At 39.8% G+C, this 22,368-nt stretch carries 21 protein-coding genes; 12 read left to right on the top strand and 9 right to left on the bottom strand.

From position 1 onward, the window contains the following. Positions 1-58: 58 nt before the first annotated feature. From ACFSR6_RS13630 to ACFSR6_RS13610, 5 genes are all read left to right on the top strand, one after another. The gene (locus tag ACFSR6_RS13630; protein WP_379079807.1) at positions 59-1,744 is read left to right on the top strand and encodes a PNGase F N-terminal domain-containing protein; all 1,686 of its coding nucleotides are present in this window, start codon (positions 59-61) and stop codon (positions 1,742-1,744) included. A gap of 201 nt (positions 1,745-1,945) precedes the next feature. Further along, entirely contained in the window at positions 1,946-4,753 is a 2,808-nt protein-coding gene (locus ACFSR6_RS13625; RefSeq protein WP_379079805.1) for a DNA gyrase/topoisomerase IV subunit A, read from the top strand. Positions 4,754-4,764: 11 nt separating this feature from the next. After that, a complete protein-coding gene (locus tag ACFSR6_RS13620; RefSeq protein ID WP_379079804.1) occupies positions 4,765-5,163 on the top strand; it encodes a hypothetical protein in 399 nt (132 codons plus the stop codon). Positions 5,164-5,450: 287 nt separating this feature from the next. Then, positions 5,451-6,077 (top strand): nicotinamide riboside transporter PnuC, encoded by a 627-nt coding sequence (gene pnuC, locus ACFSR6_RS13615; RefSeq protein ID WP_379079802.1) that lies wholly within the window; start codon positions 5,451-5,453, stop codon positions 6,075-6,077. Positions 6,078-6,089: 12 nt separating this feature from the next. Further along, positions 6,090-7,181 carry an acyl-CoA dehydrogenase family protein gene (locus ACFSR6_RS13610; protein ID WP_379079800.1) on the top strand — a complete coding sequence of 364 codons (1,092 nt, stop codon included), beginning with the start codon at positions 6,090-6,092 and terminating at the stop codon, positions 7,179-7,181. Here the strand turns inward: ACFSR6_RS13610 and msrA are convergent, their stop codons facing one another. The 7 genes from msrA to ACFSR6_RS13575 all read right to left on the bottom strand — a co-directional run bounded on the left by msrA (position 7,182) and on the right by ACFSR6_RS13575 (position 12,080). After that, on the bottom strand, positions 7,182-7,724 hold the full coding sequence (gene msrA / locus ACFSR6_RS13605) for a peptide-methionine (S)-S-oxide reductase MsrA (RefSeq protein ID WP_379079798.1): 543 nt from the start codon (positions 7,722-7,724) through the stop codon (positions 7,182-7,184). A 198-nt stretch (positions 7,725-7,922) separates the two neighbouring features. Further along, the gene (locus tag ACFSR6_RS13600) at positions 7,923-8,972 is read right to left on the bottom strand and encodes a hypothetical protein (RefSeq protein ID WP_379079796.1); all 1,050 of its coding nucleotides are present in this window, start codon (positions 8,970-8,972) and stop codon (positions 7,923-7,925) included. An 88-nt stretch (positions 8,973-9,060) separates the two neighbouring features. After that, on the bottom strand, positions 9,061-9,942 hold the full coding sequence (locus ACFSR6_RS13595) for a class I SAM-dependent methyltransferase (RefSeq protein ID WP_379079794.1): 882 nt from the start codon (positions 9,940-9,942) through the stop codon (positions 9,061-9,063). Next, positions 9,943-10,329, bottom strand: coding sequence for a type II toxin-antitoxin system VapC family toxin (locus ACFSR6_RS13590; protein WP_379079793.1), 387 nt, complete (start codon positions 10,327-10,329; stop codon positions 9,943-9,945). Continuing rightward, positions 10,329-10,574, bottom strand: coding sequence for a type II toxin-antitoxin system VapB family antitoxin (vapB, locus tag ACFSR6_RS13585; RefSeq protein ID WP_379079791.1), 246 nt, complete (start codon positions 10,572-10,574; stop codon positions 10,329-10,331). Before vapB ends, ACFSR6_RS13590 begins: the two co-directional genes overlap by 1 nt. Before the next feature lie 19 nt (positions 10,575-10,593). Further along, a complete protein-coding gene (locus tag ACFSR6_RS13580; RefSeq protein ID WP_379079790.1) occupies positions 10,594-11,346 on the bottom strand; it encodes an ABC transporter ATP-binding protein in 753 nt (250 codons plus the stop codon). Further along, entirely contained in the window at positions 11,346-12,080 is a 735-nt protein-coding gene (locus ACFSR6_RS13575) for an MlaE family ABC transporter permease (RefSeq protein WP_379079788.1), read from the bottom strand. The genes ACFSR6_RS13580 and ACFSR6_RS13575 overlap by 1 nt, the downstream gene beginning before the upstream one ends. A 146-nt stretch (positions 12,081-12,226) precedes the next feature. Here ACFSR6_RS13575 and ACFSR6_RS13570 point away from each other — a divergent pair, with 146 nt between their 5' ends. From ACFSR6_RS13570 to ACFSR6_RS13545, 6 genes are all read left to right on the top strand, one after another. Beyond that, positions 12,227-12,916, top strand: coding sequence for an SDR family oxidoreductase (locus tag ACFSR6_RS13570; RefSeq protein ID WP_379079786.1), 690 nt, complete (start codon positions 12,227-12,229; stop codon positions 12,914-12,916). A gap of 19 nt (positions 12,917-12,935) precedes the next feature. Next, the gene (locus tag ACFSR6_RS13565; RefSeq protein ID WP_379079784.1) at positions 12,936-13,625 is read left to right on the top strand and encodes a PspC domain-containing protein; all 690 of its coding nucleotides are present in this window, start codon (positions 12,936-12,938) and stop codon (positions 13,623-13,625) included. A gap of 5 nt (positions 13,626-13,630) precedes the next feature. Further along, positions 13,631-14,608 (top strand): LiaF transmembrane domain-containing protein, encoded by a 978-nt coding sequence (locus ACFSR6_RS13560; RefSeq protein WP_379079782.1) that lies wholly within the window; start codon positions 13,631-13,633, stop codon positions 14,606-14,608. 111 nt (positions 14,609-14,719) lie between these two features. Continuing rightward, positions 14,720-15,331, top strand: coding sequence for an RDD family protein (locus tag ACFSR6_RS13555; RefSeq protein WP_379079780.1), 612 nt, complete (start codon positions 14,720-14,722; stop codon positions 15,329-15,331). 347 nt (positions 15,332-15,678) lie between these two features. Further along, on the top strand, positions 15,679-17,658 hold the full coding sequence (ispG, locus tag ACFSR6_RS13550) for a (E)-4-hydroxy-3-methylbut-2-enyl-diphosphate synthase (RefSeq protein ID WP_379079778.1): 1,980 nt from the start codon (positions 15,679-15,681) through the stop codon (positions 17,656-17,658). Positions 17,659-17,895: 237 nt separating this feature from the next. After that, complete coding sequence (locus tag ACFSR6_RS13545) at positions 17,896-19,170, top strand: mechanosensitive ion channel domain-containing protein (RefSeq protein WP_379079776.1); 1,275 nt, start codon at positions 17,896-17,898, stop codon at positions 19,168-19,170. Between the two features lie 126 nt (positions 19,171-19,296). On the opposite strand, the gene ACFSR6_RS13540 is transcribed toward ACFSR6_RS13545, so the two are convergent. Continuing rightward, positions 19,297-20,121, bottom strand: a complete 825-nt coding sequence (locus ACFSR6_RS13540) for an alpha/beta hydrolase family protein (RefSeq protein WP_379079774.1) — start codon at positions 20,119-20,121, stop codon at positions 19,297-19,299. 274 nt (positions 20,122-20,395) lie between these two features. After that, entirely contained in the window at positions 20,396-20,779 is a 384-nt protein-coding gene (locus ACFSR6_RS13535; RefSeq protein WP_379079769.1) for a DoxX family protein, read from the bottom strand. Between the two features lie 138 nt (positions 20,780-20,917). Between ACFSR6_RS13535 and hemA the strand changes: the two genes are divergently transcribed. Further along, on the top strand, positions 20,918-22,144 hold the full coding sequence (hemA, locus tag ACFSR6_RS13530; protein WP_379079767.1) for a glutamyl-tRNA reductase: 1,227 nt from the start codon (positions 20,918-20,920) through the stop codon (positions 22,142-22,144). Positions 22,145-22,368 lie beyond the last annotated feature (224 nt).

Below are 22,368 nucleotides of genomic sequence, written 5' to 3'. Positions count from 1 at the left end.
ACACTCCCGACCCCCGGACCTCAGACTTTTATTCCCTATATTTGGTTTTTTAGCCACTATGAAACAGGTATACATCCTCATTTTTTCGGTTTTTATTTCACTTAACCTTCAAGCCCAGGGCACACTTAAAAGCAATGGAGCTTATAAAATTACTTATTTCCGCTCTGCCGATGGCAAACCCAAAGAAGATCGCAACGCTACGGTGGTAATTGCCACTGCCACACAGAATTTAATCAGTAATGCCAGTATTCTGGACCATAAGGCCAAATATCCCTACGAACAAAGCCTGGTAACCAAACCCGCACTGCTTTTATATCAGGTAGCTAATCTGAGCACGGGCAGCCAGCTGGCAACGGTTGATAGTACCGCTATCGGCAAACAGGTTTTTGAATACGGTAACGAAATAAAGGTAATAATGGGGTATACCTGTAAAAGAGCCACCATTGTAGTTAACTCCAACCGGATAGATTTGTGGTATACTGTTGAAGCAGGAATAAAAGCCGCACCTACGGTTTTAGGCCAAAACCTGGGTTTAGTGTTAGAGCAGGTACGTAATGGCAATAGCTTTGTTACCGCAACTAAAATTGAAAAGGTTAAAAATGTAAACACGATTGATTTAACCAAAATAAATGCAAACCTGAGCGATGGATTAACCTATAAAGATTTGTTGTGGAAAAGCAGGTTTACCACGTTGAATGTATTTAATAACGAAATCATCAACTTTGTTGATAAGCCTCAATCAAACGATTCGGTTTTTCGTTTTGCAGGTGGAACGGTGATTGCAAGGAAGGTGAAATTTCCGGCTTACCCAGGCAGCCCAAATGTTTTTGTCGATTTAACCGAGCAATCGAATGGCGATGCTTACGACCGGACAGGCTCGGTGTTTGTAATCCCGACAGATAAAACCATCAGCCTGATGGATGCCCTGAAGAGTTCGGTAAAAGAACTGCCCGTTTACGATAATGGCAACGGGAAAACGTACCAGGGGGTTGTAGCTACGGCCAATTATAACCCGGTAATTGAACTGATGCGCTTTTTTACACCTTTTGGTGTAGGGAAATACAATACCTTAAAGTTAAAAGATAAAACCTGGGCCGAAAAAGTATATTACCGTCAGGATATTTCTGAGCTCTTTCCTTTAGTAAACGGAAAAGAAGCATGGGTAGCCGTTTTTATCGGTAATTATGATAAAGGCGGGCATAAAGTTTCGATGAACATCACGCTGCACAACGGAAGCCAAGAAGAGCGTAAAAAAGAGGTTGTTATGCCATTGTTCAATTCGACCAATGTAATGGAAATGGCCGGACAAGAATATGCCACCATGTTTAGCAGTGAAAAAGGCCTGGAGGTTTCCTTTACCCTCAATAAAGATCTTAAAGATGCCAGGTTGCGTTACATTACCACAGGTCATGGGGGCTGGGGTAATGGTGATGAGTTTGTACCAAGGAAAAATACCATATGGCTGGATAATAAGGAGGTTTTTGCTTTTACACCATGGCGTCAGGATTGCGGTTCGTATCGCTTATCAAACCCTGCATCGGGTAATTTTGAAACCGGGCTCTCATCATCCGATTTAAGCCGCTCTAACTGGTGCCCCGGCACGGTGACTAACCCGAACTGGATTAGCCTGGGCGATTTAAAAGCAGGACAGCATACCATTAAAGTTACGATTCCGATGGGCAAGCCCGAAGGTTCGAGCTCAAGCGCCTGGAATGTTTCGGGCGTATTGCTCGGTACGGAGTAAACAAGTTATCATAACTCATCTGTTGTCAGTCTGAGCCTGTCGAAGGCTTTTAAGATTTAACCAGATTATTTGAGGTACTTATTGTGCATGAATAATTTTTTGTCATCCTGCGCGCAGTAGAAGGATTGAAATGTGAATAACCTGTCTTCATTCTGTGCAATCATTTTTATTATATTTACCGCTGCCAATTTTTGTATATAAATGAGTGAAGAACTAGACCCAAACATCAACGAAGAACACAAACATACCATAACACCAATTAACGGTTTATATGAAAACTGGTTTCTCGATTATGCGTCTTATGTAATTCTGGACCGGGCAGTTCCACACATTAACGATGGATTGAAGCCTGTTCAACGCCGTATTATGCACTCGTTAAAAGAGATGGATGACGGGCGCTTTAACAAGGCTGCCAACGTAATTGGTAATACCATGAAATATCATCCACATGGTGATGCTTCTATCGGCGATGCGATGGTACAAATCGGGCAAAAGGACCTGCTGATTGATATGCAGGGGAACTGGGGAGACCCGGTTACGGGCGATAGCGCTGCTGCTCCCCGTTACATCGAAGCCCGTTTATCGAAATTTGCCAATGAGGTGGTTTTCAATCCCGATACTACCGAGTGGCAGTTAAGTTACGATGGACGTAATAATGAACCCGTTACCTTACCGGTTAAGTTCCCGCTTTTGCTGGCCCAGGGTGCCGAAGGTATTGCGGTGGGATTAGCCACCAAAGTAATGCCACACAATTTTGTCGAATTGTTGGACGCCTCAATGGAAGCATTACGCGGCGTACGCCCGAATATCCTGCCAGATTTCTTTACAGGCGGTATGGCCGATTTTTCGAATTATAATGAAGGTCAGCGTGGCGGTAAAATTCGCGTAAGGGCAAAAATTACCGAAAAGGATAAGAAAACGTTGATCATTAGTGAGGTGCCTTTCAGTACCACTACCGGTTCCGTTATCGATAGTATTTTATCTGCTAACGATAAAGGAAAGATCAAAATCAAGAAAATTGAGGATAATACTGCGGCTAACGTAGAAATTGTAGTGCACCTGGCACCGGGTATTTCGCCTGATGTGACCATTGATGCGCTTTATGCTTTCACGGCCTGCGAGGTTTCCATATCACCCAATACCTGTATCATCCAGGATGATAAACCACACTTCTTAAGTGTGAACGATATCCTGATCGAAAATACCAAACACACCAAAGGCTTACTTAAAAAAGAGCTTGAAATCCGTTTAAATGAATTGCAGGAGAAAATATTCTTTAGTTCCCTGTTAAAGATATTTATCCAGGAGGGGATGTATAAAAACCCTGAGTACGAAAATTCGAGCAATTTTGAAACGGTTGTAGAGGTTTTACACAGGTTGTTCGAGCCTTTTAAACCCTCGCTTTACCGCGAAATCCAACCCGAAGATTTTAAAAAACTGATCGATAAGCCAATGAGTAGCATCACCCGTTTTGATGTGAAAAAGGCCGATGAGCAGATGAAAAACCTGGAAGATGAAATTAAAGTGGTTAAAAACCATTTAAAACACCTTACCGATTACGCCATTGCCTGGTTTCAGAAACTCAAAGATAAATACGGAAAAGGACGGGAGCGTAAAACAGAAATCCGCCTGTTTGATCGGGTTGAAGCTTCTAAAGTTGCCCTGGCTAACGTAAAATTATATGTAAACCGCGCCGATGGCTTTGTGGGCTCAGGTTTACGTAAAGATGAATTTGTAGCCGATTGCTCGGACATTGATGAAATAATTGTTTTCCGCGAAGACGGGAAATGCATCATTACCAAAGTGGCCGATAAAACCTTTGTGGGCAAAGGCATTATCCATGTGCAGGTATTCAAGAAAAACGACGAGCGTACCGTTTATAACATGGTTTACAAAGATGGCGCCAGTGGAACATCCTATATTAAAAGATTTTCGGTTGTGGGGGTAACCCGCGATAAGGAATACGATTTAACCAAAGGATCAAAAGGTTCGAAAGTGTTGTATTTTACCGCTAACCCGAACGGGGAGGCTGAAATTATAAATGTGGCTTTAAAACCGCATTCTAAACTGCGTAAGCTGCAGTTCGATCTTGATTTTGCCGAAGTAGCCATCAAAGGGCGAGGTTCGCAGGGTAACATTGTATCGAAATATCCGGTTAAAAAAATCATTTTAAAAAGCAAAGGGGTTTCTACCTTATCAGGACTTAAAATCTGGTACGATGATTTGTTAAAACGCCTGAATGTTGATGCTCGCGGTAAATACCTGGGCGAATTTGATGGCGACGACCGCATTTTACAGGTACACAAAGACGGTTACTATGAACTGAGTTCATTCGATCTAACGAATCATTTTGACGATAACCTGTTGCTGATCGAGAAGTTTGATCCCGAAAGAATCTTTGCAGCAGTACATTTCGAAGGTAAGGCGCAGAACTATTTCATTAAACGTTTTGCATTCGAATTGCAGGCTAACGGTAAGAAAACGATCTTCATCAGTGAGGAGCCGAAGTCGAAATTATTGCATTTAACAGGTAACCCCGCTGCCAAAATTATAGTCGATGTATTAAAAGGTAAAACACAGGTTCCGGAAACCCTTGAACTTGTACTGGCCGAAATGATCGATGTTAAAGGGTTAAAGGCTAATGGTAACCGCTTATCGCCACACGATGTGCAAAAGGTTGTATTAGAAGAACCGGAGATTGAAGAAGAGGAAGTAGAAGAAACACCGGCTGAAGGTGATAACGAAAGCAACGACGGAGCGGCAGATACCGCTGAAGAGGCAAATGAATCTTCAGACACAACAGAAAAGGTTACTGATGAGCCGGCTGTAGAGAAAGTGAAACCAAAATTTGAGCGTACCGAAGCACCTGCACCTAAAACAGAAAAACCTGCAGCAGCCGAACCAGAAGCACCAAAAGCTGAAGAAAAACCCGTAAAAAAAATAGATTTCGAAATTACTAACCCTGATGACATCGATATTGATGATAAGGGGCAAATTGGACTGTTTTAGATTTTATGGATATGAGGCTGGTTTTATTATTATTTCTTTCAATTTCCACAGGTTCATTTGCTCAAGACCAAGTAGCGGAGAAAACGGTGCAGAATTTTTTAGTGCAATTTAATGCCGCCAAATACGACCAGATTTATAGTACACTTTCTGCGGACTATCAAAAAAAGTTATCCAAAGAGAATATGGTTAAATATTTAGACTATATCCATGGGATGGTTCGAGGATTTAGGTCCGCCACGTTCAAAACTCAAAAAGGAAAAGAATTTATGTATTTTTTTATCTGTAGGGATAAAGAGATAAATGCTGATTTTCAGTGTGTAATTAATGCTGATGGTAAATTTGAATATTTAACATTTAAAAGAATAGGAGGAAAAGGGGATCCACCTCCTGTTGATAACATGAAACAATAATATTGCAATTATACCGATCTAGCATTTTTAAAACTATATTTGCCGTGCTCAAAGGGGTGCTAATTGGTTTAAAATCTTTTTAAATCAGTTTGCTGAGATTACACCCATTTAGAGGTTTAAGGTAAAAGGCTTAAGGTAGAAGGTTATTAACCTTAAACCCTACACGATTAACCTTCCGCCTTTAATGTACCTGATGCGGATAATACCGACGTAGGAAAGAGGTTAGCGTTTACCGTACTGTTTCGCCCTGAAAGCAGTTTTCAATAATTTTTAGCAAAATGTTGTAAATGAATTTTCAGGATTGGTTTAAGCTTTTTCAGGAGCAGATTATACATACCTCTTTTATCGAATGGCTGGCTGTGGGTTTTGGCGTAGCTGAGGTTTTACTGGCCAAAAAGAACAGCATCTGGCTGTACCCAACTGGTATCATTTCTATCCTCTTATCCATGTTCCTGCTGTTAAACGTGAAACTATATGCAGAAACGCTTTTAAGCATTTACTACCTGGTAATGAGCGTGTATGGCTGGATCATCTGGAAGAAAAGAAAACAGGAAGCCGAAAACCAGGTATCGTGGTCAAATAATAATGAATTAACCATTGCAGTGCTGATTTCAGTAATTGGTTTTGGCGTATTATTTCTGGTATTAAGGCATTTTACCGATTCGGATGTACCACTTTTCGATGCTTTTGTTTCAGCTACTGCCTGGGCAGGGATGTGGTTACTGGCCAAACGTAAAATAGAAAACTGGATTTTCCTCAATATTTCCAACATCGTAGCTATCCCCTTATTGTTCCATAAAAAACTGCCGCTAATGGCCTGCTTAACTACCTTTCTATTTACAGTGGCCATTTTTGGTTTCTTTGACTGGAAAAAAATCATCAACAAAAGCAGGCTTAAATTGGCCCAATCTTAAAGCAGGAATACAATGGATGATACCTTAACCCTTAACTGGCAGGAAAAAGTTGCCAAATATGCCGCCCTTTCTGAAGAAATGGGCAAGTTGCATCCCGAAATATTAGCACTGGCCTACCAGGAAAACTGGTTCAAACTTTTTGTGCCTGAAGTTTATGGAGGCGCCAATAAAAAACTTCCTGAAATTCTGCGTTTAGAAGAACAACTTGCCGAAGCTGATGGGAGCCTTGGCTGGACCGTTACTTTATGTACCGGTGCGGGATGGTTTGCAGGCTTTTTAGATCCTGAACTGGCAATCGAAATTTTTGCAGACAGGGAGGTCTGTTTTGCAGGCAGTGGTGCAGTTGGTGGCGAGGCAATTAAAACTGAAACCGGCTACCGTATAAACGGGCAATGGAACTATGCCAGCGGCGCCTTGCATGCCACTGTATTTACGGCCAACTGTTTCCTTAAAGATGAAAACGGCAACGATATTCTGGATGAAAAGGACGAACCCGTTATCAAATCATTTATCCTGAAAAAGGCAGAAGTTCATATTTTACCTGGTTGGTCTTACTTTGGTTTAATAGCCACAGGTAGTCATGCTTTTGAAGTAAAAAACCTTGAGGTACCCGAAAACAGGACTTTTACCATTAATGAGGGCATCCAACTAACAGATTCGGGCTTTGATTATCCCTTTTTACAGCTTGCCGAAACAACTTTGGCCGTTAACAGCCTCGGCATGACCAACCATTTTATCCGGCTGGTGGAAAAATCTTTTCATGCCCGTTCCAGCATGAAGAGATTTACCGAAGCGCAGATCCGGTTTTTTACAGCCGAGTTAAACCGCTGTAAAAATGAAGTACAAACCTTGCGTGAGCAGTTCTTTACCGCATTTGATAAATCGTGGATGGAGTTAATGGATAATGGTCAAATAAGCGATGTTAAGCTAGTCAAAGTTAGTGCAATCAGTCGTAAATTGGCTCATACCTGTTGGCGCATTGCAGGTATTCTGTTTCCGTACTGTGGTTTGGAGGCGGCCAAAAAAGGATCGGAGATTAATCGGGTATGGAGGGATATACACACGGCCAGCCAGCACGGCCTGCTTACATTTGAGGTTTTTTAATTATTCAAGTAACTCCGGTTTAATTTTCGCTCTGAAATCAGCAGCAAATTTATTCAGTTTTGGCTGTATCACAAATGCACAATATGGTTTTCCCTGATTGTTGCTAAAATAGTTCTGATGATAGTCTTCTGCCTCATAAAATTCAGCTGTTGGTGAAACCTCCGTCATAATAGGCTTATCGAAAATATTTTGTTGCGTTAAGTCCGCTATCATTTTCTCCGTCTGTTTTTTCTGATCTTCGTTTTCATAAAAAACTACCGAACGGTATTGCGTACCAACATCATTACCTTGCCTGTTCAAGGTGGTTGGATTATGGGTTTTAAAGAATACCAACAGAAGTTCATGGAAAGAAATAATACTTTCATCGAATTCGATTTGGATCACTTCTGCATGGCCGGTATTTCCATTGCAAATTTCCATATAGGTAGGATGTTTCAAATCTCCTCCCATATAGCCTGATGTAACCTGACTTACTCCATTTAACGTTTGAAAAACGGCTTCGGTGCACCAAAAGCAGCCTCCGCCAAGTGTAGCTGTTTGCATATCCTACATAAATAATAGTTTAGTTTAATCTTAATGTCAAAAAAAGACATTTTTTTGATATTAAAGACTAGCTTGATAGCGATTATTCCTGTAAGTTTTAAGTAGGCAATGTTCTACAGGCGGTTAGCACTGATCTTAATAGTTTTTCTAACCAAGGGGAAATGAAAAAGCCTGTAATTACAATTACAGGCCTTAAATTTATTGATATTGAATATATATCGGTTTTGGGGTAAGCTTTAGCAGCTCTTCTGGTGTCATTAAACGTTTAGGCTCTTTTTTAAGGTCGTTTTTGTAAAAGAGTTTAAAACCTGTAAACTGAACCGGTTCTCCCTGAACAAAATGGCGGTAAGTTCCTTTTTTCAATTCCGGTTCGCCCCATCCATCCATGTGTACCACAACCTGTACTTCGGGACGGAGTTTAATATTTGCAGCGTTAGTTACCATTTTTTTCGTAAAGCGGTGCAATACAAATACTTTTGGAGGCAGATTGTGTTTTTTTACAATATCGGCCAGGTATTGGGTTACATAATTTACGTCAGCAGCATCATAAGTGCCTATTTTTTTGCCCGGCAGTGAACCATCTTTCATCGAAAATTCTGGGTCGATCCCTAAATGTACGTACGGCAGTTCAAGGTATTTTTCAATACGTGGCAATTCTGCTTTTATGGTACTTAAAGCTACCTGGAGATCTAAAAATACGATGGTATTAGGTTGCATTTTGGCAATTTTTAAAACAGAATCGATCTGTTTATCGCCCATCCTGTTGATGTATTTTCCATCTTTTCCGGGTGTTCCACTGGCTACCGCGGCAATATAGTGTAATCCTGGTTGCACCGGGGTGGTCGGATCAGCCTTTTCCCAATGCTTTACTTCGGCATTTAAACGTTGCCACATTTCCTTAGGCGCATATTCGCCAAGTGCACCCATTTTTTTTGAGTGCAGGTTTCCATAATAAACAACAATACGTTTAAAAGGCAGAATGGCTCCGGCCAAAGGATAAGGTTGTTTTTTTACCGGCCATTTTCCGGTTGTATCTCCATTGGCCAATTTTTTTACCAACGAATCGTAAAGCTTCGGATCAACAGGTTTCATTACGTTTGCTGTTGAGTCTGTTTTCTTTTTAGTAGTATCAGATGAGAAGATTTTACCAATGCTGCTTCTGCCTTTACCGTCTGAATTGCAGTTGGCGAATAAGCTGATTGCGGCAAAACCAAGTATTATGGTGCCTGCTAATTGAGGGAATTTCATGGATATATTTAGATAATTAAATTTAGCTTTTTCCGAACCGATGAAAGTAGGACGGAAATTTGATAGTTTAAAATAAAGTAATCAACATTTACACATTACAGAACTTGCCGAAAACACCCAAAGGTAATTTTATGCCCGAAGTAGCCTGTAAATAAAGTTCTCCCGTTTCGAGATTCTTAACCGAAGGAAAAGAAGTGCGGATTAAGTTGTCGACAATTACTGATGAAAAACCAAGTGAATAGGTATTTAGAATAAGGAAATGTTCTTTTTCGTCCAATAACTGTACTACATCCTGCATCATTTCCTGGATATGGTCTTCGAGTTTCCATTTTTCGCCATTAGGGCCGTGGCCATAAGCCGGTGGATCGAGGATAATACCATTGTATTTTTTGCCTCTTTTGAGTTCCTTTTTCACAAACTTCAGGGCATCTTCTACCATCCAGCGGGTATTTTTCAGGCCGGAAAGCTCCTGGTTTTCATTGGCCCATGTAACTACCTGTTTAATCGAATCTACGTGGGTGGTTTCTGCGCCAGCAGCATTGGCAATTAGAGATGCTGCACCGGTATAAGCAAATAGGTTTAAAACCTTGGGTTGCGGCGTTTTAAATTTTTTGATTGATGATGAGATAAAATCCCAGTTAACGGCCTGTTCAGGGAAAACCCCAACATGTTTAAAAGAAGTTAAGCCTAAACGAAGTTTAATGGCCACTTCGTTGTTTTTATACTCTACATGCCAACGATCGGGGATAGATTGTTTTTTTTTAATCCATTCGCCTGAAGTAGCCGAACGGCCCCTGAAAGTAATGTTGGCCGCTTTTTTCCAATCCTGTTCTGAATATTTTTTTTTCCATACCGCCTGGGGTTCAGGACGGATAAGGATTACATTTCCAAAACGTTCTAATTTTTCAAAATCCCCGCAATCAATCAGTTCATAATCTTTCCAGTGGGTGGGGGCTAGTAATTGTATCATTTATTTAAATAACTTTAAATTTGGATAACCTTTGATGTATTGATCATCAGTTATCAAGGTTAAATCATTTGTTAGTGCTTGTGAAATAATTAATCTATCAAATGGGTCTTTATGTATTATAGGCAATGTAGAATAGGTAACAAAATCACTTTTAGATGGCTGGAGTACTTCTACACCGTGCTTCTGAAGCAGTTGATAGATAGAATTAATATCATCTTTTAACTTTAGCTTTCCAATATTAAGCTTGATTGTAATTTCCCAAATGCTTACTAAACTTATATATTTTTCTGAATCAGTATTATTAATGATATCAATTACTTTTTTTGAGATAGAATTATACCCATTGATAAAAAATAAAAAAATATGTGTGTCTAATAAAAAATGCATTACATGTAATCCTTTAGTTCATCTAATGGCTCATTAAAGTCATCAGAAATATAAAGAATTGTACCCTTTGCGGCACCATATAAGCTTTTTGGTTCTTCAACTACATTTGTTTTTTCACTTTCCGCTTTAGGAAAACTTTTTGAATGTTTGGCTTTTAAAAAATCAATAAAATCTTCTACCTCTTTTACCATGCTTTTTGGTAAGGTTTCCAATTTGTGAATGATATTTTTTGTAACCGTAGTCATATACAAATATACGATTTTCTTAAAACTTATCTTTTGCGGCTTTCATGAAGCGGCTGGCGAATACGAAATCGTTCAGTTCCTGAATATCAGTATGGGCTATTTCCTTATTGCTACCTTCCCAGAATTTCTTTCCTTCATGCAAGAACAAAATATAATCACCAATACCCATTACTGAGTTCATATCATGCGTTACCACAATGGTGGTCGTTTTATATTCTTCGGTAATTTCTTTGATCAGTTCATCAATTACGATTGAAGTTTTTGGGTCCAGTCCTGAATTGGGTTCATCGCAGAATAAATATTTGGGGTTCATGGAAATGGCACGGGCTATACCCACACGTTTTTTCATACCACCCGATAATTCAGCCGGGAATAACTTGTTTTTGCCTGCAAGGTTAACACGTTCAAGGCAAAAATCAACCCTTTCGAGTTTTTCTTTCCGGCTTTGATCAGTAAACATGTTTAATGGAAACATAATGTTTTCTTCAACAGTCATACTATCAAACAGGGCAGATCCCTGAAATAACATGCCGATTTCTTTACGTACTTCGATGCGCTCCTCGTAAGTCATCGGGGTAAAATCACGGCCATCATATAATACCGAACCCGAATCAGGTTGGTGTAAACCCACCATGCATTTAAGCAATGTTGTTTTTCCGGAACCAGAACCACCGATAATTAAATTGGTTACGCCTTCTTCAAACTGGCCGGAAATACCTTTTAATACTTCATTTCCGGAGAAGGATTTATGGATGTCTTTAATTTCGATCATTACAATAACAATTGGGTCACGATATAATCGCAAGCTAAAATAGAAATACAGCTAATTACAACAGCCCTTGTACTGGCCTGAGAAACTTCTAAAGCACCGCCACGAACATAGAAACCTTCGTATGCCGGAACAGATGTGATGATAAAGCCAAAAACAAATGCCTTTACCAGGGCAACCGTAATGGTATAAGGATTAAAATCAGTGGTAATACCCTGCATATATTCGGCTGGTGTTACTGCCCCTGAAACCGAACCGCCAATATAGCCACCTGTAATACTTAAAAACATAGATATAATAACCAGCATTGGTACCATGGTTATGCCCGAAATAATTTTCGGGAGAATTAAGTATCCCGGTGCATTTATACCCATAATTTCCAGGGCATCAATCTGTTCAGTAACGCGCATCGAGCCAATTTCTGATGAAATGGCCGAGCCTATTTTTCCTGCCAGTACAATTGCACTGATGGTTGGACTTAACTCTAAAATACTCGAGTCGCGGTTTACCGAGCCGATAATGGTTTTAGGTATAAAATCGCTAACCAGCTGGAAAGCAATTTGTAAAGTCATTACCGCTCCTATAAAGGTAGAAATAATGGCAATCAGGCCTAAAGAGCCTACGCCAACATAATCCATCTGTTTGGCAATTTCTTTCAGGTATATTTTCAGTTTTTCCGGCCTTCTGAATACAGACTTGAGTAGCAGGATGTATCTGCCGAAATTAGTAAAATTCATTCCGTATATATTTGCTTAATTTAAATGATCGTTCTATACTACTACAAAGAAACAATAAAATTTTGTCGCTCTTTGCTTATTACAAAAATATTCGTGGTTTTGAATATAATTATGGTTTTTTGTTAACAAAAATTAAACCATAAATAATGAAAGCTGTAATAACCGGATCAACTAAGGGAATTGGTAGGGCCATTGCAATTAAATTTGCCCAAAATGGGTACGATTTAGTTTTAGTAGCAAGGGGTTTGGATGAACTTGAAAAGTTTCGAAAAGAATTAATTCCTTATGGGAATACTGTTTTTATCCAGGCGGCCGATTGTTCAATTAAAGAAGAAGTGTATGCTTTTTTAAATTCTACGGCTATAAATTTTGAGAATGTAACTGTTTTGGTAAACAATGTGGGGACATTTTTACCTGGCAGCTTGCTCGATGAAGATGACGAAACCTTCGAAAAGCAGCAGTATTTAAATGTGAACGCCAGTTATTACATCAGTAAATTTTTTGGAAAAAAAATGCGCTCGGCCAAACGGGGGCATATATTTAACATCTGTTCGGTAGCCAGCAAGGCGCCTGTAAAAAATGGTGGCAGTTATAGTGTAACAAAAGCAGCGATGTTAAGTCTTAATCATGTATTGCGGCAAGAGTTAGCCCCTCATAACGTTAAAGTTACAGCGTTTTTGCCAGGCTCTACTAAAACTTCATCCTGGGAAGGAACAACAATCCCCGATGAAAAATTTGTACAGCCTGAAGATATTGCAGAAACTTTATTCACCATTTTAAACTTAAGTAAAGGTGTAAACGTAGATGAAGTTTTAATTACTCCGCTCGATTTTTAAACACAAAATGAACAACGTTATGGAAAAGAAGCTTTTTAGAAACGAACACGATAAGATGATTGCCGGTGTAGCTTCGGGACTTGCAGACTACATGCAGGTTGAGGTTACCATAATTAGATTATTGTTTGCATTATCAGCCATATTTATGGCAGGAGGTGGCTTAATTGCCTATATAGTAATGTGGATTATTGTTCCGGTTAATGACGATCCGGCTGCAAGATTCTCTAAATTTAACGACTATTTTAGCAAGAAAAACCCAAATGCGCAACCATTTGGAACTGCCGATCCTTTTGCGGGATCAGCAAACCAGAACTGGACACAACCTGTTGATGGTGGAGAGAAAACACCGTTTGAAACACATGCCGATTTTGCAAAATTTAATAAACCCAACGATACCGGCCGAACCATAGGTGGTTTAGTGCTATTGGTTGTGGGATGTTTTTTCCTGATGCGCGAAATGGATTTCATACCCGATTGGTTTAGTATCCGTAACTTATTCAGGTACATGTGGCCATTGATATTTATAGCGCTGGGTATCAGTATCATTGCCAAATCAAAAAGAAAAAACGATTGGACAGCTTTTCAGAATCAACAGCAGGAAGCAGAACAGAAAAAAACTGCCGATTTTTCTGAAGCCGTTGTAGAGAATGAGCCGTCAGCATCGACAAACAAAGATGATCAGTCAACATCCGCTAACCCTCAAGTATAAATAATATGAAACTAGATAGATTAATATGGGGTATCATTCTGCTTTTTATTGGCGGTGTACTTCTACTCGAAAATTTTGGTGTAATCAATTTTTATTGGCGTAACGTTTGGAGCTTTTGGCCTATATTCCTGATCATTGCAGGTTTAAATATCCTTTTTAACAGGAACAATTCACAAACAGGCAGTGTTATTTCCATTGGTGTTTTAGTGTTGGCCTTGTCCTTCCTTTTTTATAAAGGACAGCAGGTTCCAGAACATGGTAACTGGTGGGGCCGTCATTTTAAAAAAGATGTTGATATTAATATTGACCACAATGATGAGGATAACGACGATGATAATAACGATTCTTCCTATCACCAGTTAAAATTATCAGAACCTTTTGTAACGGCTGATAACGCTAAAAAAACGGTGCTGAATATTTCAGGCGGCGGTATCTCATTCAAGCTCGATGGAGAAACTTCTTCGTTAATTGATGCAGATGTTAAAAGAAGGCGGGGTAATTTCTCTTTGAAAAAACTTGTTACCGATTCGGCAACCGTACTTACTTTCAGTATGGACGATAAAAAAGGTAAATGGAATTTTGGAGATAACGGTAATGAGGTAAACTTTAAATTAAACAAAGAAGCTACCTGGGATGTATTGATGAAATTGGGCGCCGGAGAAGCCAACTTCGATTTTTCTCCTTACAAGGTGCGTACTTTCCGCTTTGATGGCGGAGCTGCTGCCCTTGATATTAAAGTTGGCGATTTATTGCCCATCACCGATGTGGTTGTAAAATCAGGAGTGGCAGATGTTAAAATTAAAGTGCCTAATGGTGCCGGCTGCAGGATCAAAACCAAAACAGGTTTATCTGCAAAAGATTTCGATGGATTTGAAAAATTGAGCGATGGCGTTTATGAAACCTCCAATTATAAATCGTCGACTAAAAAAATCTTTATCAATTTAGACGGCGGATTGAGTAACTTTGAAGTGAGCAGGTATTAGGAAGGCAGAAGGTTTTAAGGTGGAGGGTGTAAGGTTAAAAACGCAATATGAACTTTGCTGTTAATAAAGCCCTGATCCTGCAAACCCTAAATACAAGCAATCCCAATTTAAATGAATCCTGATCAATACACAGTTGTAATTAATGGTAAACCGCAGGGACCGTATAGTTTAGCCGAACTGAAAGATTTGAACATCAGTGCGAATACCTTTGTACGCAAACCCGGAATGGACGATTATAAAGAAGCTCACGCAATACCCGAATTGCGTGAGTTTTTGGGTTTTAGCTATCAAAAAACCGCGCCCCAATATTTTGCTGCTTTCGATCAGCGTTTACTCGCTTCGGTAATCGATCATTTCATCATTTTTGGGTTTTACACCGTTATCATTTTAACAAGTTATATTTTTATCGAAGGGAAAGATCAGCGCATTATGGCATTTTTGGTGCCGTTCCCCTCCATATTTATTGTTAAACTTATTTATGGCAGTATTGCCGAAGCATCTAAAAGCCAGGCTACCATCGGTAAAAAACTGCTGAATATTAAAGTAACCGATTTAGAAGGGAGCCGGGTTTCTTTCGGCATTTCCCTGGTCAGGAATTTTTCGAAAATCTTATCTGTAATCCCGGTTTTTTTTGGCTATCTCTACAGTTTTTTGAACAAGAAGAATCAGTGCTGGCATGATATTGCCGCCAATACGCTGGTGATAAAAGACAGGTTAATTTAAGTTAGAAAAGCAGGGGCAATGCGCCTCTCTTATCGTTAGTCGGGCTGTACACTATATCTTTGGCTAGCCCTGTATTACGCTCAGGCTGAGAGCCAAAGGATGCCGCTTCCATCCCGTTTATGAACTTAGACCGGTGCAATTGGGCCAAACCCACCCACCGTTAAAAAATAAACCCGATTAAAGCGAACACGAGGTGCAATGAAATAAAGCGTTAAGCGGGGCTGCATTTATCAGGCAATGCTGCACCCCTGTTTCAAAAAAAATCAAATGATTCCTTTATAAATCAGCTGATTTAATTACAACATAACAACATCAAAAATTCCAACAATCCTTATCTTTGCACCCAAATGGAAAAAATATTGGCAAAACACGATTTGGCTGGCGGATATTGCAACAGTTTAACAGCTTATTCTAGGTACTTAACCCGCGAGGTAAATATTGGCGATATCGCTTTGGGCGGTCACAACCCGATCCGTATCCAATCCATGACCACTACCGATACCATGGATACCTTGGGCACCGTAGAACAAACTATCCGTATGGTTGAGTCGGGCTGCGAGTATGTCCGTATTACTGCGCCAAGCATTAAAGAAGCCGAAAATCTGGCCAATATTAAAAAAGAACTGCGTTTACGCGGTTACAATGTTTCATTAATTGCTGATATCCATTTTACACCAAATGCAGCTGAAATGGCAGCCCGCATTGTTGAAAAAGTGCGTGTTAACCCCGGTAATTACGCCGATAAAAAGAAATTCGAAAATATAGAATATACCCAGGATGCTTACAATGCAGAGCTAGACCGGATTTACAAAAAGTTTATCCCTTTGGTAAAAATCTGTAAAGAATACGGTACGGCCATGCGCATCGGGACCAACCATGGTTCCCTTTCCGATAGGATTATGAGCCATTATGGCGATACGCCGCGTGGGATGGTCGAATCGGCAATGGAGTTTATCCGCATGTGCGAAGATCAGCAGTATTACAACCTGGTAATTTCAATGAAAGCCAGTAACACCCAGGTAATGGTACAGGCTTACCGTTTGCTGGTCGAAACCATGGCTAAGGAGGGGATGAATTACCCTTTACATTTGGGGGTAACCGAAGCCGGTGACGGAGAAGATGGGCGAATTAAATCGGCAGTTGGGATTGGCACTTTACTGGAAGATGGATTGGGCGATACCATCCGTGTTTCTTTAACGGAAGATCCCGAATTTGAAGCACCGGTAGCCAAGGCTTTAGCCGATCGATACTCGAAAAGGAGTTCGGAACCTGGAGTTAAGAGTTTTGAGTCGCCTATAATGTTCCCAACTCCCAACCCCCAGCTCCCAACTTACAGTCCTTACGAATACAACCGTCGCACTACCAATCCAGTACAACATATCGGAGGGCACCACCACCCGGTAGTGATGATCGATGTTTCTAAAGAAAATTTAAAAGACCCTTACTTTTTAAGCGCTGTGGGGTATAACTATAGTGCGGGTTTAGATAAATACAATCTGGCCGATCAGGCATGTGATTTAGCTTATTTAGGCGATAATCTGCCTTCTTTTTCTTTTCCGGGCAATTTAAAACAAGTTTACAATTATGCTACCTGGTTAAAATTAAAAGACAGGAATAACTGCCACCCTTTATTTTCATTCGAAGAATTTAGCCAAGCTGAGATTAAAGACGAGGTCTTAAATTTTGTAGAGGTTGATGCCCAAACATTCCAACATTTTAACATTCCAACATTTCAACCTAACGTTGTTTTAATCCTAAAAACCTCTTCAGCCCACGGAATGGCTGAGCAAAGGGCGTTTTTTGTAGGCCTTCAGGCGCAAAACATCCAGGTTCCGGTAATTATAAAAAGAACTTACCAGGATGCTGATGCCGATCATTTAATGCTCTACGCAGCGACCGATCTTGGTGCTTTGCTTACCGATGGTTTTGGCGATGGCGTATGGATTGACGCAGAAGGACAAAACCTTTCATTAATCAATTCGACCAGTTTTGGGATTTTACAGGCTACCCGTACCAGGATCAGTAAAACAGAATATATTTCGTGTCCGAGTTGTGGCCGTACCCTTTTCGACCTGCAGGAGACTACTCAGCTGATCCGTTCGCGTACCGATCATCTGAAAGGGATAAAAATAGGGATCATGGGTTGTATTGTAAACGGACCAGGCGAAATGGCCGATGCCGATTATGGCTATGTTGGTACCGGGCCGGATAAAATTACCCTATACCGCGGCAAGGAAGTAGTAAAGAAAAATGTAACTACTGCTTATGCCTTAGATGAACTGATCGACATCATCAAAGGCGATGGGAATTGGGTAGAAAAGGTTTAATCAAATTATCACCCGGCTGCGAGCTGTGGCTGTGTTGTCACTGGCCGCAATACGGTCATTCTGAGCGCAGCGAAGAATCGACATGCTATAGCTCCGAATTACATACTATTGCGTCATTATTGTAGCATAGTTTTAACAGCAACGCTATCCCCACAGCAGATTCTTCATAGCATTCAGAATGACAAAAAGAATGGAATGCCATTTAATTTTCTAACCAATAAATCTTAAATTGCTTTGATGAATATCCTCGAATTTCAATACCTGTTTAATGAGCTAAGAAACTGGTTGGCTGCTAAGGGCCTTGCAGGTAACGAACTGGTTTATGCTTATTTTTTTATCGGATTGGCTGGTGTTATTTTATTTCTGTTTATCACCATTTTTGTAACCAGACAGATTTTTATCGTAGTGGTAAAAAGCGCCAAAACCAAATCTGACTGGCAGAAAGCATTGTTCGAGTTCCGTGTTTTTAGGACAATTGCTTTAATATTTGGTGCTTATATCATTTATAATGTTGTTCCCTATCTTTTTGTCTATTTTAAAAATTGGCACTTCTATGCCTTGATTTTTGCTAAAATCTACATGGTTTTGGCGGTAATGTTTGCCATTAATGCATTCCTGAATGCGGTGGTTTCCATCATGGAATCATCAAAGAAATATGCCGATAAACCTATAAGAAGTTATAAACAGGTAGCCAAAATTGTATTTTATATTGTTGGTTTTGTGCTTATTCTGTCCATTATGTTAAACGAATCACCATTGTATATTTTTGGTGGTTTCGGTGCGGTTACTGCGGTTTTTATCCTTGTTTTCAGGGATCCCATTTTGGGTTTTGTAGCTTCGGTACAGATGAGTGCCATCGATCTGGTTCGGGTGGGCGACTGGATTACCGTAGAAAAATATGGTGCTGATGGCGAAGTAACCGAAATTAATTTAACCACCATAAAGGTGCGCAACTGGGATAAAACTGTGACCATTGTGCCGAGTTATGCCATCGTGAGCGAATCGTTTAAAAACTGGCGAGCTATGGAAGAAAGTGAGGGCAGGAGGATTAAACGACACATCAATATCAAAATTTCGAGTATTAAATTCTGTGATGAAGAGTTGATCGGAAGACTACAGAGCATCGATTTTTTGAAAGATTACCTCAAAGAAACACAACAATTTATCGAACGCTATAATGCCGAAAATACAGTAGACCCTAATAATCTGGTTAATGGGCGCCACATGACCAACATCGGAACTTTTAGGGTTTATGCGGAAAAATACCTCGAAAGCAATCCGCATATTAATAAGGAACTCACCTTTATGGTGCGCCAGTTACAGGCCACAGAAAACGGATTGCCTATTGAGATTTATGTATTCTCGAAAGAAAAAGGCTTGAAACGTTTCGAAGAAGTGGCAGCAGATATTTTTGACCATCTATTGGCTGCGGTGCCCTATTTCGACCTGGAAATTTTTCAAAGCCCCAGCGGAAGCGATATGCGTAATTTTGTAAGAAGAGGGGATGATTAGAATTTGTTGTCATTCTGCGCGCAGCGAAGAATCTGCTCATGGATGTCCCGTAATAAAAGCGCATGCCCCATTTACAGGCAGTGTTTTGTAAGCCACAGATTCTTCGTTGCTCAGCATAACAAGAACCTACTCTCCCAAGAACAGTAAAACCTTTTCACAAACCTTAAACAAAAGTGGTGGTAAAGTTTCGCTGGTATAAGGTTGTGTAGCGCCATAAACATGGTTAGCTCCTTCAATTTTTACCAATCTGCTATTTGCGTTGGCTTCTGCCAGGGTTTGAGCAGTTTCAAAAGGTACATTTACATCATCATCGCCGTGGATAATCAACCACGGAATATTTACCCGTTTTGCTGCTTCTAAAATATTCAATGTTGCTGTATTTTCTTCAAAATCTTCCAACAAGGTTACGTTTAAAGGCATTTGCTCTTTTGTACGGGCATTGGTGACGAATATTTTACCATTCTTTTTCCATTCTGCTTCCTGCTCTTTTTTCCACAGGCTGGCAAAATCTCCAATGGCACTCCAGGTAACCAGTTTATTGATCCGTAAATCGTTTGCAGCTGTTATAATCGATAAACCACCTCCACGACTGTGGCCAACTAGGTTTACTTGCGTGTCTTTACCATAAGCTTTTTCAATAAAATCGAGTACTGCATTTAAATCGAAAAGCTCTTTCGATACGGTATTGCTGGCAAAGGTATCTAGATCAGTCACATCTTTAGGATCATCAACCGGTACGCCACTATGCGACAAATTAAACTTAACGTAACGGTAGCCATTATTGGCAAAATACCTGGCCACTAAATTATGGGCGCCCCAATCTTTAAACCCTTTAAAACCGTGTACAAAAAGTACGATAGGTGTGTTTGGATTTTTTTCGTCAAAAGTAATATCTCCTATAATTAATTTTCCGTCAGAACCGCTAAGGCTAAAATTGCTTTGTGTAATCATAATTTATGGGAATTGGTATAAAATAATAAACCTACGAAATCTAATTTTGTTATATGTTTTATGCAATGAATAGATGATATATTTATAGTGCATGATGCGGGGAACCATTAATAGAACCAGAACAAATGTTATTTAAACCCGATAGCAGTGGAAATACCTTTTGGTGCAGGTTTTCGGCAGGCTCAGACTGACATTCACAAAAAGATTGCAACGAATAGCGGGGACTAACCTAAAAATGAAATGCTGGCTATGCTTTTCAAAATAAAAAAAATCGTTAGGCTGTTTTTTTGTAATAATATCCTGCCCAACCCATAAAAAACAATTGAAGTGGCAACCTCAGCCATGCAATTACCGGTGTGATCAATATTTCCCCCAGCTTAAACGGCGCCATCTGGATCATGTAGATATGAACCGGTAAAAAGGCGATCAACATCATTATTATGAGTATTGCGGCAAGCCTTCTGGTCTTTTTAAACAGCAATAAAAACCCTGAAACAATTTCCAATATTCCAGAAAAATAAATTAAAAAGCCAGGAGCAGGCAACCATTTTGGCATCATTACGTAATATACTGCAGTGGATAAAAAGTGGTTACATCCAGCCAGAACGTAAAAAAGGGCATAAACCCAAAGAAAAATTTTATAGATTGATCTGCCCATCTTGATCGGTATATGATTTAATCTTAGAAAGTTGCTATTTAAAACCGTTCTAAATTGATGTAAATTACAGGTTAATGACAGTGACATGCCTTCACCGTGTTACTTTTGTATCCCGATAATAGTTAATAACGGAAGCACTTGGAATATTTAAAAGTAATAGCTTTTACGCATCACCACATCGACCTGAAATCTTTAGGGAAATTAGTTATTTGTGAGCAAAGTTTAGATAGCAGGTTGAAAAAGGTTCAAGTAGAACTTCCCGTTAGCGAAATTTTCTATATTGGAACCTGTAACCGTGTTGAGTTTGTTTTCCTTACCAAAGAGAAAACTGACAAGGAATTTGTAACCAAATTCTTAACCGTTTTAGATATGGGGTTGCCTCCTGAGTTTATGGAGCGTTTTCTTGATAACGTTTCTGTTTACGAAAATGAAGAGGCCTTTAATCATTTGCTCAGAACATCATGCTCTTTAGAGAGTTTGGTAGTTGGAGAAAAAGAAATTCTTGCGCAGATCCGTAAAGCTTATGAAAACTGCCGCGATGCCGGATTTACCGGCGATTACATGCGCATGATTATGGATCGTGTGGTTAAAACCGCAAAAGAAGTTTACACGCATACCAATATATCAAAAAACCCCGTTTCGGTGGTTTCATTGGCGTACCGTAAATTAAAAGAATTAAATATGTGTGGTAACTCACGTATATTGATTATCGGTGCCGGCGAAACCAATCAGAATATTGCAAAATACCTTAATAAGCATAAATACTCTAATTTTTCGATTTTTAACCGTACACTTTCTAAAGCCGAATCTTTGGCTGAAGAGCTAGGTGGTAAGGCTTATCCTTTAGCGGCACTTGAAGATTTTAATGAAGGATTTGATGTAATTATTACCTGTACCGGTTCTACCGAGCCGATTATTACCGAAGCATTATATGCTAAGCTATTGAATGGCGATCATGGCAAAAAAGTAATTGTTGATCTTGCTGTGCCCAACGATGTTACCCCTGCCGTGATACACAATAACCCGGTACATTATATCGAAGTAGAATCGCTGAAAGAAGTGGCTCGTAAAAATATCCAGGAACGCTATAACGAACTGGTTCACGCAGAAGAGATCATCAGTAACAACATTACCGAATTTTTCTCTGTATTGAAACAACGGCGTATAGAACTGGCCATGCAGGAAGTGCCAAGAAAGATTAAGGAAATTAAGAATACCGCTATTAATGGCGTTTTCGCTGATGAAATTAGCCAGATGGACGATGCCTCGCGCGAAGTTCTGGAGCGTGTAATGAATTACATGGAGAAAAAATACATCAGCGTTCCAATGGTAATGGCCAAAGAAATTTTGGTGAACCAATCTTAACTCACCGCAAAGATCGCTAAGGGCAGGTGCAAAGAATACCAAACTTAGTTTTTATCATCCTTTTTCTGTCATCCTGAATAAAATGAAAGATCTCTCATTGTTAGTCAGTACCTTGATCTTATATTTCTTATATGGTTCAAAGAATGGTGGTGATGCAAGCTGGTAACATTTTACACCACGGATAATGCTTTCGGAACAGCTTCTTCGCTGTCTTCAGAATGACA

It is taken from the genome of Pedobacter vanadiisoli (assembly GCF_042684385.1).
Classification (GTDB): Bacteria; Bacteroidota; Bacteroidia; order Sphingobacteriales; family Sphingobacteriaceae; genus Pedobacter; species Pedobacter vanadiisoli.
This window is presented reverse-complemented; position numbering and strand designations above follow the sequence as displayed.

Excerpts from the sequence above, each read along its gene's own strand:
- msrA (WP_379079798.1), bottom strand. The coding sequence starts at position 7,724 with ATGCAAACAGCTACACTTGGCGGAGGCTGCTTTTGGTGCACCGAAGCC.
- ACFSR6_RS13595 (WP_379079794.1), bottom strand. The coding sequence starts at position 9,942 with ATGATACAATTACTAGCCCCCACCCACTGGAAAGATTATGAACTGATT.
- ACFSR6_RS13600 (WP_379079796.1), bottom strand. The coding sequence starts at position 8,972 with ATGAAATTCCCTCAATTAGCAGGCACCATAATACTTGGTTTTGCCGCA.
- ACFSR6_RS13630 (WP_379079807.1), top strand. The coding sequence starts at position 59 with ATGAAACAGGTATACATCCTCATTTTTTCGGTTTTTATTTCACTTAAC.
- ACFSR6_RS13575 (WP_379079788.1), bottom strand. The coding sequence starts at position 12,080 with ATGAATTTTACTAATTTCGGCAGATACATCCTGCTACTCAAGTCTGTA.
- vapB (WP_379079791.1), bottom strand. The coding sequence starts at position 10,574 with ATGACTACGGTTACAAAAAATATCATTCACAAATTGGAAACCTTACCA.
- ACFSR6_RS13560 (WP_379079782.1), top strand. The coding sequence starts at position 13,631 with ATGAAACTAGATAGATTAATATGGGGTATCATTCTGCTTTTTATTGGC.
- ACFSR6_RS13590 (WP_379079793.1), bottom strand. The coding sequence starts at position 10,329 with ATGCATTTTTTATTAGACACACATATTTTTTTATTTTTTATCAATGGG.
- pnuC (WP_379079802.1), top strand. The coding sequence starts at position 5,451 with ATGAATTTTCAGGATTGGTTTAAGCTTTTTCAGGAGCAGATTATACAT.
- ispG (WP_379079778.1), top strand. The coding sequence starts at position 15,679 with ATGGAAAAAATATTGGCAAAACACGATTTGGCTGGCGGATATTGCAAC.
- ACFSR6_RS13570 (WP_379079786.1), top strand. The coding sequence starts at position 12,227 with ATGAAAGCTGTAATAACCGGATCAACTAAGGGAATTGGTAGGGCCATT.
- ACFSR6_RS13580 (WP_379079790.1), bottom strand. The coding sequence starts at position 11,346 with ATGATCGAAATTAAAGACATCCATAAATCCTTCTCCGGAAATGAAGTA.
- ACFSR6_RS13610 (WP_379079800.1), top strand. The coding sequence starts at position 6,090 with ATGGATGATACCTTAACCCTTAACTGGCAGGAAAAAGTTGCCAAATAT.
- ACFSR6_RS13565 (WP_379079784.1), top strand. The coding sequence starts at position 12,936 with ATGGAAAAGAAGCTTTTTAGAAACGAACACGATAAGATGATTGCCGGT.
- ACFSR6_RS13625 (WP_379079805.1), top strand. The coding sequence starts at position 1,946 with ATGAGTGAAGAACTAGACCCAAACATCAACGAAGAACACAAACATACC.
- ACFSR6_RS13535 (WP_379079769.1), bottom strand. The coding sequence starts at position 20,779 with ATGGGCAGATCAATCTATAAAATTTTTCTTTGGGTTTATGCCCTTTTT.
- ACFSR6_RS13540 (WP_379079774.1), bottom strand. The coding sequence starts at position 20,121 with ATGATTACACAAAGCAATTTTAGCCTTAGCGGTTCTGACGGAAAATTA.
- ACFSR6_RS13555 (WP_379079780.1), top strand. The coding sequence starts at position 14,720 with ATGAATCCTGATCAATACACAGTTGTAATTAATGGTAAACCGCAGGGA.
- ACFSR6_RS13620 (WP_379079804.1), top strand. The coding sequence starts at position 4,765 with ATGAGGCTGGTTTTATTATTATTTCTTTCAATTTCCACAGGTTCATTT.
- ACFSR6_RS13545 (WP_379079776.1), top strand. The coding sequence starts at position 17,896 with ATGAATATCCTCGAATTTCAATACCTGTTTAATGAGCTAAGAAACTGG.